The 13,678-nt window shown below is 72.3% G+C and carries 11 protein-coding genes and 2 tRNA genes; 9 read left to right on the top strand and 4 right to left on the bottom strand.

Translation table 11 applies throughout. The annotated features are described in order from the left end of the window. Positions 1-752, top strand: a 752-nt coding sequence (locus Q0444_RS08210; RefSeq protein ID WP_299022857.1) for an isoprenyl transferase, incomplete at its 5' end; no start/stop codon positions are given. An 8-nt stretch (positions 753-760) separates the two neighbouring features. Here Q0444_RS08210 and Q0444_RS08205 read toward each other — a convergent pair. Both Q0444_RS08205 and Q0444_RS08200 read right to left on the bottom strand, forming a co-directional pair. Next, positions 761-1,174, bottom strand: coding sequence for a Fur family transcriptional regulator (locus Q0444_RS08205; RefSeq protein WP_291082008.1), 414 nt, complete (start codon positions 1,172-1,174; stop codon positions 761-763). 3 nt (positions 1,175-1,177) lie between these two features. Continuing rightward, a complete protein-coding gene (locus Q0444_RS08200) occupies positions 1,178-1,549 on the bottom strand; it encodes a helix-turn-helix transcriptional regulator (protein ID WP_291082010.1) in 372 nt (123 codons plus the stop codon). 177 nt (positions 1,550-1,726) lie between these two features. On the opposite strand from Q0444_RS08200, the gene Q0444_RS08195 reads away from it, so the two are divergent. From Q0444_RS08195 to Q0444_RS08185, 3 genes are all read left to right on the top strand, one after another. Further along, a complete protein-coding gene (locus Q0444_RS08195; RefSeq protein ID WP_299022852.1) occupies positions 1,727-3,121 on the top strand; it encodes a glycine--tRNA ligase in 1,395 nt (464 codons plus the stop codon). Positions 3,122-3,175: 54 nt separating this feature from the next. After that, positions 3,176-3,793, top strand: a complete 618-nt coding sequence (locus tag Q0444_RS08190) for a YdcF family protein (protein WP_291082026.1) — start codon at positions 3,176-3,178, stop codon at positions 3,791-3,793. A gap of 75 nt (positions 3,794-3,868) precedes the next feature. Further along, complete coding sequence (locus Q0444_RS08185) at positions 3,869-5,131, top strand: deoxyguanosinetriphosphate triphosphohydrolase (protein ID WP_291082028.1); 1,263 nt, start codon at positions 3,869-3,871, stop codon at positions 5,129-5,131. 27 nt (positions 5,132-5,158) lie between these two features. On the opposite strand, the gene Q0444_RS08180 is transcribed toward Q0444_RS08185, so the two are convergent. Together Q0444_RS08180 and Q0444_RS08175 are read right to left on the bottom strand one after the other, a co-directional pair. Next, entirely contained in the window at positions 5,159-6,499 is a 1,341-nt protein-coding gene (locus tag Q0444_RS08180; protein ID WP_299022849.1) for a serine hydrolase, read from the bottom strand. 5 nt (positions 6,500-6,504) lie between these two features. Further along, complete coding sequence (locus Q0444_RS08175; RefSeq protein ID WP_299022844.1) at positions 6,505-8,556, bottom strand: TPM domain-containing protein; 2,052 nt, start codon at positions 8,554-8,556, stop codon at positions 6,505-6,507. A gap of 68 nt (positions 8,557-8,624) precedes the next feature. Between Q0444_RS08175 and dnaG the strand changes: the two genes are divergently transcribed. From dnaG to Q0444_RS08150, 5 genes are all read left to right on the top strand, one after another. Then, positions 8,625-10,637 (top strand): DNA primase, encoded by a 2,013-nt coding sequence (dnaG, locus tag Q0444_RS08170; protein WP_291082018.1) that lies wholly within the window; start codon positions 8,625-8,627, stop codon positions 10,635-10,637. Between the two features lie 80 nt (positions 10,638-10,717). Continuing rightward, positions 10,718-10,790: transfer RNA gene (locus Q0444_RS08165), tRNA-Asn, on the top strand. Between the two features lie 195 nt (positions 10,791-10,985). After that, positions 10,986-12,110 (top strand): Ig-like domain-containing protein, encoded by a 1,125-nt coding sequence (locus Q0444_RS08160; RefSeq protein WP_291082020.1) that lies wholly within the window; start codon positions 10,986-10,988, stop codon positions 12,108-12,110. Between the two features lie 16 nt (positions 12,111-12,126). After that, positions 12,127-13,524, top strand: coding sequence for a carboxylesterase/lipase family protein (locus Q0444_RS08155; RefSeq protein ID WP_367179749.1), 1,398 nt, complete (start codon positions 12,127-12,129; stop codon positions 13,522-13,524). A gap of 78 nt (positions 13,525-13,602) precedes the next feature. After that, a tRNA-Ile gene (locus Q0444_RS08150) sits at positions 13,603-13,676 on the top strand. Positions 13,677-13,678: the final 2 nt, after the last annotated feature.

The following is a 13,678-nucleotide window of genomic DNA, read 5'->3' as shown; positions in this document are numbered from 1 at the left end:
CCCCCCCCCCCCGGGGGGGGGGGGGGCCCCCCGCCTTCCCGGCGGGGTTCGTCCCCCGCCACGTCGCGCTGGTGATGGACGGCAACGGCCGGTGGGCCCAGGAGCGGGGACTGCCCCGGACCGAGGGGCACAAGCGGGGCGAGGCCGTGCTCATGGACGTGGTCCAGGGCTGCATCGAGATCGGGGTCCCGTACCTGTCCGCGTACGCGTTCTCCACCGAGAACTGGAAACGCAGCCCGGAGGAGGTGCGCTTCCTCATGGGCTTCAACCGGGACGTGTTGCGCCGGCGGCGGGACGAGATGCACGCGCTGGGCGTGCGGGTCCGCTGGGCCGGTCGGCGACCGAGGTTGTGGAGATCGGTGATCGCCGAGCTGGAGGAGGCGGAGGACCTCACCAGGGACAACACGGTCATGACGCTCGCGATGTGCGTGAACTACGGCGGCCGGGCCGAGATCGTGGACGCCGCCCGGGACTTCGCGCGCCAGGTCGCGGCGGGGGAGGTCTCGCCGGACGATCTCACGGAGGAGGGCTTCGCCGACTACCTCGACGAGCCGGACATGCCCGACGTCGACCTGTTCCTGCGGCCGTCCGGGGAGATGCGCACGTCCAACTTCCTGCTGTGGCAGTCCGCCTACGCGGAGTTGGTGTTCCAGGACAAGCTGTTCCCCGACTTCGACCGCCGTGACCTGTGGGCGGCCTGCCTGGAGTACGCGGAGCGCGACCGTCGCTTCGGCGGGGTCGCCGGCGCCTGACCCGCGGGTCAGTCCGGGTCGGCCGCGCACGCCGAGCACAGGCCGAACAGCTCGACGGTGTGGGTGACCTCGGTGAACCCGTGCGCCCCGCCGGCGCGGTGCGCCCACACCTCGACGCCCGGTTCCTCGACCTCCACGGTGAACCCGCACACCCGGCAGACCAGGTGGTGGTGGTGGGAGTCGGAGCACTTGCGGAAGATCAGCTCGCCGGAGTCCGTCCGGAGCACGTCGACCGCGCCGGCGTCGGCCATCGACTGCAGGGTCCGGTAGACGGTGGTGAGGCCGATGGTGTCACCGCGCTCGCGCAGCTCGGCGTGGAGGTCCTGGGCGGAGCGGAATCCCTTCGACTCGTCGAGGAGCGCGGAGATCGCGCTGCGCTGCCGTGTCGACCGCACGCCGATCGCCTTGTCCGGGGTGGGCATCTCCTACTCCTCCCCGGCGTGCCCGACGGCCGCCTCCACGATGTGCACCAGGTGGTCGTCGAGCAGCTCGTAGCGGATCTCCCGGCCCTGTCGGTGAGCCGACACGACCTTCGAGGACCTCAGCACGCGCAAGTGCTGACTCACCAGCGGCTGGGTGACCCCCAGGGCGTCGACCAGCTCGTGCACGCAGCGGGGGCCCTCCCGCAACTGCAGCACGATCGCGATCCGCAACGGCGCGGAGAGCGCTCGGAGGAGCTCCCCGGCCGCGGAGACCACACGCTGGGGGGGAAGGGGCACGGGGGCGGCGTGGCGGCCCGGGTCGTGCACGTCCACGAGCGACTCGTGGTCGGTCGGGTGCCCCGATCCGGATGCCATCTCACCACCTCTTCGTGCGTGCCGGCCGCCGACGCGGTGGCGGGTAGGGGCCCCAGTATCCCAGACCATCGGGGGCGACCGGATACCCTGGTGAGAAGTGCTGCGGGCGCCGGCCCGCGCCGAGGTCGTCCACCCCGACGCCTCCGCCAACCGACTCACAAAGGGAGAACCCCCGACGTGGCATCCTCAGCGTCCGTCATCGACTCCGTCGTCAACCTCTGCAAGCGCCGGGGACTGGTGTACCAGTGCGGCGAGATCTACGGCGGGACCCGCTCGGCGTGGGACTACGGCCCGCTGGGCGTCGAGCTCAAGGACAACATCAAGAAGCAGTGGTGGCGGACCTTCGTCACCGGCCGCGAGGACGTCGTGGGCCTGGACTCGTCGATCATCCTGCCCCGCAAGGTGTGGGAGGCCTCCGGCCACGTCGAGACGTTCACCGACCCGCTGATCGAGTGCCTGAACTGCCACACGCGCCTACGTCAGGACCACCTGCAGGAGGCCTACGCGGCCAAGAAGAAGCTGGACTCCCCGACCGACGCGCCGATGTCCGACATCGCGTGCCCGAACTGCGGGAACAAGGGGCAGTGGACCGAGCCGCAGCTGTTCTCCGGCCTGATGAAGACCTACCTCGGCCCCGTGGACAACGAGACGGGCCTGCACTACCTGCGCCCCGAGACCGCCCAGGGCATCTTCGTCAACTACAAGAACGTCATGACCACCGCCCGGCGCAAGCCGCCGTTCGGCATCGGCCAGATCGGCAAGGCGTTCCGCAACGAGATCACGCCCGGCAACTTCATCTTCCGCACCCGCGAGTTCGAGCAGATGGAGATCGAGTACTTCGTCACGCCCGACGAGGCCGACGCGTACTTCAGAAGCTGGGTGGAGGACTGCTGGAACTGGTTCACAGACCTGGGCATCGACCCCGCGAACCTGCGCCGCTTCGACGTCCCCGACGACGAGCGGGCCCACTACTCGGCCGGCACCATCGACTTCGAGTACCGCTTCGGGTTCCAGGGCAACGAGTGGGGCGAGCTCATGGGCGTCGCCAACCGCACCGACTACGACCTCACGCAGCACCAGACCCATTCGGGAGAGGACCTGCAGTACTTCGACCAGGCCTCGGGCGAGAAGTACATCCCGTACGTCATCGAGCCGAGCTTCGGCCTCACCCGGTCGCTGATGGCGTTCCTCGTGGACGCCTACACCGAGGACCAGGCCCCCAACGCCAAGGGCGGCGTCGACACCCGCACGGTGCTCAAGCTCGACCGGCGCCTGGCGCCGTTCAAGGCCGCCGTGTTGCCGCTCTCACGCAACGCCGACCTCTCGCCCAAGGCGCGGGACCTGGCCGCGCAGCTGCGCAAGAGCTGGAACGTGGACTTCGACGACGCGCAGGCCATCGGCCGCCGCTACCGCCGCCACGACGAGATCGGCACCCCGTTCTGCATCACGGTGGACTTCGACACCCTCGAGGACCAGGCCGTGACGATCCGGGAGCGGGACACCATGGCCCAGGAGCGGGTGGCGATCGACCAGGTGGAGGGCTACCTGGCGCAGCGCCTCATCGGCTGCTGACCCCGGCGCTGGCACACTGGTCGGGTGAGTAGATCCCGGTCCCCGCTGCGCGCGGTGTCCAGGGCCCTGGGGTGGTTCCTGGTCACCGCGCTGCTGTTGTGCCTGGTGGTGCCCGCCTTCATCTCCTTCCGCGTGTGGCACGTGGCGAGGGTGGACGACCGCACCCCCGCGGACGCGATCGTCGTCCTGGGGGCGGCCCAGTACGACGGCGTCCCCACCCCGGTGTTCCAGGCGCGCCTGGAGCACGCGGCCGACCTGTACGAGCAGGGGGTCGCGCCGCAGGTCATCACCGTCGGGGGAAGCCAGCCGGGTGACCGCTTCACCGAGGCGGGCTCCGGACGCGCCTACCTCACGGAACTGGGCGTGCCGCCGGAGGTGATCGTGGCGGTCGAGACGGGATCGAACACGATCGGCAGCCTCGAGGCGGTCGCCCTCACGGTGCGTGACCAGGGCGGCCGGTCGGTGGTCCTGGTCAGCGACCCCACCCACTCCTACCGGGCGCGGATGATGGCCGAGGACGCCGGCCTGGACGCGTGGACCTCGCCCACCCGGCACGGCCCCGCGGTGTGGACCCGGGAGAACCAGATCGCGAGCATCGTCCGGGAGACCGGTGCGGTGCTGTGGTACCAGTACCACCGGATCGTCGGGACCGACGTGGACTTCCCCGGCTGACCGGGGCCGGTGGTCGGGGCGGGGAAGGACGGGATGGATGACGACGGGGCGAGCGATCGCCCGGAGGGGACCTCGATGACGGGCTACGCGTACACGGAGGCGGACGGCGAGCGGCGGGTGTCCGAGGGGCGCGGCCGACCGCCGGGATCCGCCAGCGAACGCAGCCCCTTCGAGCGCGACCGCGCCCGGGTCCTGCACTCCGCGGCACTGCGCAGGCTCGCCGACAAGACACAGGTGGTGGGGCCCGGCGACGGCGACACTCCGCGGACCCGGCTCACCCATTCGCTCGAGGTGGCCCAGATCTCCCGGAGCATCGCCGCCGGGTTGGGCTGCGACCCCGACCTCGCCGACCTGGCCGGCCTGAGCCACGACATCGGCCACCCGCCCTACGGCCACAACGGTGAGCGCGCACTGGACGAGGTCGCCCGGTCCTTCGGGGGATACGAGGGCAACGCCCAGACGGTGCGGATCCTCTCCCGGCTCGAGCCGAAGGTCGTGGACGCCGCCGGCAACGGGGTGGGTCTCAACCTCACCAGGGCCGCGCTCGACGCCGCGACCAAGTACCCCTGGTTGCCGCGCGAGGGCACCACCAAGTTCGGCGCCTACCCCGAGGACGCGGACACGCTCGCCTGGATTCGCCGGGGCGCGCCCGGGGACACGCGCTGCCTGGAGGCGCAGATCATGGACTTCTCCGACGACGTGGCCTACTCGGTGCACGACGTCGAGGACGCGATCGTCGCCGGCCGGTTGGACCTGCGCTCCCTGACCGACCCGTCCGAGGTCTCGGCGCTCGCCGAGCTGGGCGCCCGGGAGTTCCGCGGCCCCGACGCGGACCACCTCCGCGAGGCGGCCGCCCGGCTGGGCGCGCTCGACGTGGTCCGGGCCCTCCAGCCCTTCGAGGAGACCTTCTCCGGACTGGTCGCGCTCAAGTCCCTCACCAGCGAGCTGGTCGGGCGCTTCGTCATGCCGGCCATCCACGCCACCCGCGAGGCGCACGGGTCGGCCCCGCACGGGCGGTACAGCGCCGACCTCGAGGTGCCGGTGGAGGTGGAGGCCGAGGTGGTGATGCTCAAGACCATGGCCGTCCGGTACGTCATGAGCGATCCGGGGCACCGGCTGAGGCAGGATCGGCAGCGCGACCGGATCCACCGGGTGGCCGAGTTCCTCGCCCACTCTGCGCCGGCGGGGCTGGACCCGGTGCTGCGCCCGCTGTGGGACGCGGCCCCGGACGACGCCGCACGGATGCGCGTGATCGTGGACCAGGTGGCCCTGTACACCGAGAGCAGGCTCGAGCGGATCGACCGCGCCAGCGCCGGCATCCAGGCCGCGTGGGGCTGACCCGGCCCGATCAAGCCCGCAGCCCGATCAACCCAGCTCGCGGGCGAGACCCCCGACCAGGGTGTCGACCCCGAGCGAGTCGATCGACCCACCGGGGGAGAAGCCCATCCGCACCACCACGAGGTCGGTCGACGGCACCACCACGACGTACTGCCCGTCGTGGCCGGAGGCCCAGTAGGCGTCGGCCGGTAACGCGGGGAACCGCAGCGGGGTGCCGTCCCCGGCGTCGTTGACCCACCACTGCGCACCGTACGGCTCCGGCTCCCCGGCGGCCGGGACGACACTGGTCGCGTAGGCCATCCATCCCGCGGGCAGCAGGCGGCGGCCGCCCACCTCGCCGTCATCCAGCGTGAACTGCCCGAACCGGGCCCAGTCCCGCGGCGTCGCCCACAGGTAGGAGCTGCACACGGACCCGCCGGAGGCGTCGGCCTCGAGGACCGCGCTGCGCATCCCGATCGGCCGGAAAAGGAGGCGGTCCGCGATGTCGGGACCGAGGCCGGTCCGGTCGTGGAGGAGGTCGCACAGGATGTTGGTCGTGCCGGAGGAGTACTGGCGGACGGTCCCGGGCTCGTGCGCGGGCGGTTGCGCGGCGGCGAAGGCGGCCATGTCGGGTTCGGAGAAGAGCATCCGCGTGATGGGGGTGCCCAGCTCGTACTCCTCGTCCCACTCCAGGCCGGAGGTCATGCGGAGCAGGTCGTCGAGGGAGATCCGCGATCGCTGATCGGTCCACTCCGGCAGCAGGGCGGTGCCCGCCGGGTCCAGGTCGGCGTCCGGGAACTCGACCTGCGCCCGGCCGACCAGGGTGGCCGCCACGCTCTTGGCCATTGACCAGCCGAGCTGGCGGGTGTCGGGGCCGAAGCCGTCGGCGTACCACTCCCCGAGGAGCTCGCCCCGATGGACGACGACGAGGCCGCGCGTCCCCTCCGCCCGTGCCGCCTCGGCGAGCGCGGATCGGACCTCGGCCGGGGAGTCGGTGGCCGCGGGGAGCGCGATCCCGGTCCCGCCGCCCTCCGGTGGGCGGACGAGCGAGGTGTGCTCCGAGCCCTCCGCGCGGTGGTCGCCCACCGCGCAGCCGTACTCGGACGCCCACGCCGTCCGGGTGAAGGCCACGCCCAGGACGGACGAGCGCGCCGACCCGTCGGAGTCGTCGACCTCGGTCCGCAGGAGCGGCACGAGCGGGTTGGGTGGCAGATCGGTCCCCGGGTCGTCTCGGCCGGCGAGGAAGTGGACCGCGCACGCGTTGTGCGCGGCGTACCCGGTGCCGGTGAGCAGGAGCGGGCGGAAACGAATGCCCGCGGCCACCACGGCGGCCACCACCAGGACGAGGATCACGAGGATCGCGAGGAGGACTTTCCGGCGCCGCGTCATGGCGCTCAGAACCGCCCGCCGGCGCCGCCGCCGCCGAACCCGCCGCCGCCGAACCCGCCGCCGCCGAAGCCACCACCGAAGCCACGGGAGGATCCGAAGCTCGACCCGCCGCCGCGGAGCATGCCCTGGATCAGCGCGCCGGCGATCATGCCCCCGACCATGGCGCCGGTGTCGGGGCCGCGACGGCCACCGCGACCGCCATAGCTCCCGGTGAACTGGGGGCGGGAGGCGTCGTCCTGCGCGCGCCTCAGGGCTTCGCGGGCCAGCGCGAGGGCCCGGTCGGCGGCGGGGAAGGCCGCCGGCCCGGCGGTGGCCTCGGCCGTGGCCAACGACTCCTCGGCCGCGGCGAGCCGGGTGCGGGCGGTCTGGCCGATCACGTACGAGCGGCTGCCGATGAAGTCGTGGGCCTCCCGCACCGCGCCGCGGGCCCGGGTGATGGCGGCCTGGCGGGCGGCCCGGGCGCGACCCACGGTCTCGGCCTCGTGGCCGGCCGCGGCGAGCGCCCGGTCGAGGTCGCGGTCCGCGTCCACCAGGCGGGATAAGGTGCCCAGCGGGTCCGTCTCGCCGCCACGGCGGGCGGCCTCCACGGCGTCGCGCGCCGCGGTGGCGGCGCCGGTCAGACCGCGGCTGGTGGCGCTGCCGACGTCCGTGGACCCGAGGAGGCGAGAGGCCATCGCCAGCTCCTGCTCGACCTCGGCGACCAGGGCGTCGAGGTCGCGGCGGGCGGTGGCGATGTCGTCGGCCGCGTGGTCCACCCCGTCGACCAGCTTCTCGGCGCGAACCAGCTCGCCCTCGGCGGCGGTGATCGCGTCCACGGCCTCCGCCTGCTCGCCCACCGGGCGGGCGAGGGCGGAGCGGGCCCGCGCGGTGTCCGCCTCAGCGGCGTCCAGGAGCCGGGCGGTCAGGGGCAGGTTGTCCTCGATCGAGCTGAGGACGGCCGCGGGGAAGCGTGACCGCAGCTCGGCCAGGGACCGCTCCGCCACGGGGATCCGGGCACGCAACGCGACCGCCCGCCGGGTGAGGGCGTCCACGGCGGCGTCGCCGTTGATCAGCAGGTCGCGCATCTCGGCAAAGGCCCGGGACTGACCCTCGAGCGCCCGTTCGGCACGCTCGGCGCGCCCGGCCACCTCGAGCAGCATCGCCCGGCGCTGGTCGGGGGTCTCCGGGATGTCGTCGTCGAGCCGCTGGACCAGGGAGTGCGCTGCCGCGACGTCGGCCCGCGCGGAGTCCAGGGCGGACCGGAACGGCCGGGTACGGAGCTCGCCGAACTCGCCGGTCGCGGTCTCGAGGGCGGTCGTGGACGCATCGACCGCCTGGTCGGCGTCGACGAGGCCGGCGCGTGCCCGTGAGTCGAGGACGTCCACCGGGAGCGCGGACAAGCGGGCGGTGTCGTCGCCCGGGATGTCGCGAGCGTCCTCGGTCTGTCGGGCCGTGCGCGCGGTCCGACGCCTCCGGGTCACCAGCACCACCACCGCGACGACGGCGACGATCGCCGCGATGATCGCGAGCAGGACGCCCGCGGACGGGCCGGACCCCGACCCCTGTCGCGCGAGGCCGTCCGCGGCACCCATCGCGGCGCCGGACCAGTCACCCGCTGCCAGGCGCGGTTCGATGTCCCGGTCCGCGATGCGCTGAGCGGTCTGCTGGTCGGCGGAGGGCGAGGCCGAGGGGTCGTCGAACTCGAACCAGTAGGCCCCGTCCTGCACGGCCACCACGAGCAGGGCGTCGGAGGCCCCCAGGTCGGACTTCACGCGGGTCCGCTCGGCCCACTGCTGGACGGGGATTCCGTCCAGTGTGTCGACGAACGTCACCCACAGTTGGATCTGATCGGCTGCACGCAGCTCGGCCAGCCGGCTCTCCACCTCGGCCGTGTCGCCGCCCAGGACCCCGGCGGTATCGGTGACCTGCTGCTGCAGCCGGCTCGGCTGTTCGGCGGACGCGGACGGGGCCACCCACGCGGCGAGGGACACGAGGAACGCGAGCAGGAGGACGACGGCCGTGGCGGCCCGGGACCGTGGACGCCCGGCGGCGGCGGGGCGGTGTGAGTCGACGATCATGCGGCAAGCGTAACGGCCCGTCACAGGGGGCACGCCGGTCTGCGGCGGGGGCGGCTACTCTGGTCGCCATGGCAGGGCGGATTCCGGAGCAGGACATCGCCGCGATCCGCGAGCGCACCCGCATCGAGGAGATCGTCGGCGAGTACGTCGCTCTCAAACCGGGCGGCGCGGACTCGCTCAAGGGGCTGTCGCCGTTCAAGGACGAGAAGACGCCGTCGTTCCACGTGCGGCCCCAGCACGGGTACTTCCACTGCTTCTCCACGGGTGAGGGCGGCGACGTCTTCGCGTTCCTCATGAAGATGGAACACATCAGCTTCGTCGAGGCGGTGGAGCAGCTGGCGGACCGCATCGGCTACCGCATCAACTACGAGGGCGGCGGGCAGGTGATCCAGCGCGATCGCGGAACCCGCTCGCGCCTGGTCCAGGCCAACGCCGCCGCCCAGAAGTTCTACGCCGAGCGTCTGCACCGGGACGACGAGGCCGAGATCGCACGGACGTTCCTCACCGATCGCGGATTCGACATGTCCCAGGCCGAGCTCTTCGGCTGCGGCTATGCGCCGACGGGCTGGGACACGATGAGCAAGCACCTCATGCGGCAGGGGTTCGAGCCCAAGGAGCTGGAGGCGGCGGGGCTGTCCAAGACGAGTTCGCGGGGGACGCTGATCGACCGGTTCCACCGCCGCCTGCTGTGGCCCATCCGCAACCTGGCGGGGGAGGTGATCGGCTTCGGCGCGCGCAAGCTCCACGAGGACGACACGCTGGGCAAGTACATGAACACGCCCGAGACGATGCTCTACAAGAAGTCGCAGGTCCTGTTCGGCCTCGACATGGCCAAGCGGGAGATCGCCGCCCAACGTCGCGCGGTCGTGGTCGAGGGCTATACGGATGTCATGGCCATGCACGCCGCCGGGGTGACGACCGCGGTGGCCGCGTGCGGCACGGCGTTCGGCGAGGATCACCTGTCCACGCTCCGGCGCCTGATGCTGGACGACAACTACTTCCGCGGGGAGATCGTCTACACCTTCGACGGCGACGAGGCCGGCAAGAAGGCGGCGCTCCGCGCGTTCTCGGGGGACCAGCAGTTCTCCGGACGCACGTTCGTGGCGGTCGCCCCGGCCGGCCAGGACCCCTGCGACCTCCGGCAGAACAAGGGCGACGCGGCCGTCCGCGACCTGGTGTCCGCGCGCGTGCCGATGTTCGAGTTCGCCATCCGCTCGATGCTCGAGGACTACGACCTCGAGCACGCCGAGGGCCGCGTGGAGGCGCTGCGCCGCGCCGTCCCGGTGGTCGCGGACATCCGCGATTCGACCCTGCGTGACGAGTACGCCCGCCAGCTCGCGGGCTGGGTCGGGTGGGACGATCCCGGGACCGTGCTGCGGCGCGTCCGCGAGGAGGCGCGCAAGAAGGGCCGCGCACGATCGGCGGGCCCCGGTCCCGGTCTGCGCCGTCGAGCCCCGGGCGGCCCCGGGGGAGGCGGATCGCGCGCGGGGTGGGATCGCGGCGAGCGTGACGACCGGAGCCACGACGACGAGGCGGGCGGCCACCACCGACAGCAGGCACCCGCGGCCCCGACGGGCGTTCCGCTGCCGGGGGCGGCAGACCCGGTGCTGTGGCCCCAGCGGGAGGCGCTGAAGGCCGCCCTGCAGTACCCGGGCCTGGCCGGTCCGCTCTTCGACTCGCTCCCCGGCGAGTGCTACACCCACCCCGCGTACGCGGCCATCGCCGACGCCCTGTCGGAGGCCGGGGGGTGCGTGGCGGGCAAGAGCGGCGCGAACTGGGTGTCCGAGGTGTCGGGGAGGCTGGAGGACGACGGTCTCCGCAGGCTGGTGGGTCTCCTCGCCGTGGAGACCCTCCGGGTGGCGGAGGATGCGCTGCCCCGCTACGTCTCCGGCGTGCTCGCGCGGCTGCAGGAGGTGTGGGTCTCCGGCCAGATCGCCGACCTCAAGTCCAAGGTGCAGCGGATGAGTCCGGCAGGGGATCCCGCGGGGTACTCGGCGCTGTTCGGCGACCTGGTGGCGCTGGAGGAGTACCGACGCGGACTCCTCGAGCAGGCGGTGGGGGCCACGCCGGACATCGCCTGACCTGCCGATTTGGTCCGGTGGCGCTCTCGCACTAAGGTGGGTTCTCGGTGTCGGGCGTGATCGTCGGACACCGGACGTGATCCCCCATAGCTCAATTGGCAGAGCATTCGACTGTTAATCGAAGGGTTTCTGGTTCGAGTCCAGATGGGGGAGCAGCCAGGCCGGGTCCGGAAGATCTCTTCCGGACCCGGCCTTTCGTCTAAGCATCACCTGATAGTGGTCGCGCGATGATTGTCCTGTCGTGCCGGCGGTGGGACACTCACGACGGTCCGAGTAGGTGGGGGCCCTCGCCCGGGAGTCCGTGTTGCTCCGGTCGAGATCGTGGTTGACGACTTCTCAGGAGATCCCATGCGACACGTTCCACGGGCCGGGCTGGCCATCCTCGGTGCGCTCGCAGTGGCCGGTCAGGCGGTCCTCGTGTCCACTCCCGTCGCCTCCGCGGCGGGATGGGACCAGGGACCGGTCCAGTTCAGCGCGTACGGCGATGACCAGTGTCAACTCCACTTCACGATCGTCAACAGGACCAATTCGTTTTACGTGGTGGATTTCGCCGTGGACGGCGAGGATCCGACCGCCCTGCAGGGTAAGCCCGGAATCTGGAGCCAGACGGGGCAGACGGTTCGATCCCGGTTCTCCCTCAATGGCGTGGCGTATGACATCTCCCGGGTTGTCGGGCGGCCCGGGGTGCAGAACTCGGCGCCCCTTTCTCCGACCTTCCCGGGTGCGACGTACGAGAACAATCGGGAGCCGATCACGACCACACGGACGGTGAATCTCCTCGAGCAGGCACTGCTGCCGAACCGGGCGTCCGACACCCACACCGTCACCTACCAGGTGACGCTCGGACCTCAGTCGGCGGACAAGGGCTTCGATTCGGCCACAGGCACGTTCGCGCTTCTGGGGACCTCGGTGTCCGGGTGCCAGGCTGAGACGACCTCCACCCTGACCGCGCCGTCGACCGCGGAGCCGGGGTCGGCCGTGACTCTCGAGGTGCGCGTCGATCCTCCCGAGGCCACCGGGGCGGTGCAGTTCTTCGCCAACGGTGAGCCCATCGGCTCGCCTGTGCGCGTCGTCGTCGTCGACGGCCACGGTGTGGCCGTCCTCCCGTTCTCGTTCCCCGATGTGGGTGAGCGCGTCATCACCGCGGTATTCACCCCGGACCCGGTGTCGGATGAGTCGTCGGACACTCCGTATGGGCCTTCCGAGGCCGGTCCGGTGGTCGTCGACGTCAGGGAGGAACCGGAGACAGGGTCGTTGGGATCCGGCTCGCTCGGCATCCTCTGCGGAGACGGCGGGTCGGGCTCGGCGGGATCGGACGGTTCGGCGGGGTCGGTGTCGGGTTCCCTCGGGTCCCTGTGCGGGCCGTCGGGAAGCTCGGGATCCGCGGGCGGCGTCGGATCGGAGGCCGGTTCCAGTGGATCGCTCTTGGAGCTGGCAGGGGGATCTGGCGTCGGTTCGGGGGTCGCCGAGTGAGATCCGCGCCGCCGCGTTGCCGCGCTTGACCGGGATCCACGCCACCCTGACCACGGGTGGCGTGCGCGGCACCGACCTCGGAGACGTCGTCCGGTTCTACGGCATCCCCTATGCCGAGGACCCGGTGGGGGATCTGCGCTTCGCCGCGCCGGTTTCGCGCCGTCCGTGGTCCGGGGTCCGTGACGCGACCAGGCCCGCGGCCACCGCCCAACGCCTGCGCTTTGATCCCGACCCCGCGATCCCCGAACCGATCGTCGCGGGCACCGACATCCTGCACGTGGACGTGTGGGCCCCGGCGGAGGGCCGCGGCCACCCGGTGATGGTGTGGATTCACGGAGGTGGCTGGGAGTCCGGATCGTCCCACCAACCGTGGTTCGACGGCTCCTCCTTCGCCCGCCGGGGGATCGTCGTGGTCTCGGTGGGATACCGGCTCGGCGTAGAGGGCTTCACCCCCTTCCCCGATGCCCCGGACAACCGGGGGCTGCTCGACTGGATCGCGGCGCTGGAATGGGTCCGGGACGAGATCCGAGCCTTCGGCGGGGACCCCGGCCGCGTCACGGTCTCGGGGCAGTCCGCGGGCGGGGGAGCGGTGCTGTGCCTGCTCGGGTCGCCGCCGGCGGCGGGGTTGTTCCACGGTGCGATCGCCGCCTCGCCCGCGATCCTGCGGGCTCCCGCCACCCCGGCGCCGAAGGGGGTCACCGCCGAGAAGTTGGCGGCCGGGGGACGTGGCGCCGTGGACGAGTTCCACCGGCGTCTGCGCCGCGACAACCAATTCACCCTGCCGTTCCGGCCGGTCGTCGGCGGGGAGACGTTGCCGGTCCCGCCCCTCGAGTCGGTCGCCGGCGGCGCCGCCACGGCTCTGCCGTTGCTCATCGGGTCCACCGCCGCGGAGTTCGAGGCGATCGCCGACACGCTCCCCGGGCCCGCACTGGTCCCCGGCGCGGCGATGATGGCGCTGTCGCAGCAGTTGCCGAGGGAGGGGCTCAGGGCGCTGGCCAGGCAGTCCACCGGTCGGTCGCTCAGACGCAGCGTCGGCTCCGTGATCGACGCGGCCGCGATCCACTCCACCGTCGCCCGGGCGGCCGAGACGAGGGTGTCGGCGGGGGACCCGACGTGGGTCTACGACTTCCGTTGGGCGGACGGCCGGGGGCCGAGGCACTGCGCCGACCTGCCGTTCTTCTGGTCGGCCCCGCACGCGGAGAACGTGGAACGCTACCTGGGCGCGCCAGCGCCCACCCATCTCGTGGAGGCGATGCACGCCTCCTGGGCCGACTTTGTCGCCGGCGGGGACCCGGGTCATCCCGCGTACGAGGCTCCGGGGCGACTGGTCAGGTCATGGGCTGCGACGCCGTCCGTCGTCGTCGACGGTCTGGCCGACGTCCGGGCCGTCTGGTGGCCCGACGACGGCCGGTGAGGTCCGGCCGCCTCGCCGTCGGCCGACGCCCTGTTACGATGGCGCGGCGCGTGCCGGTGACGTTCCCGGCGCGTGCGGGGGGCTATAGCTCAGTTGGTCAGAGCCGCGGACTCATAATCCGCTGGTCGCGGGTTCGAGCCCCGCTGGCCCCACC

The sequence above is a fragment of the uncultured Dietzia sp. genome (assembly GCF_937873725.1).
Lineage (GTDB): Bacteria > Actinomycetota > Actinomycetes > Mycobacteriales > Mycobacteriaceae > Dietzia.
This window is presented reverse-complemented; position numbering and strand designations above follow the sequence as displayed.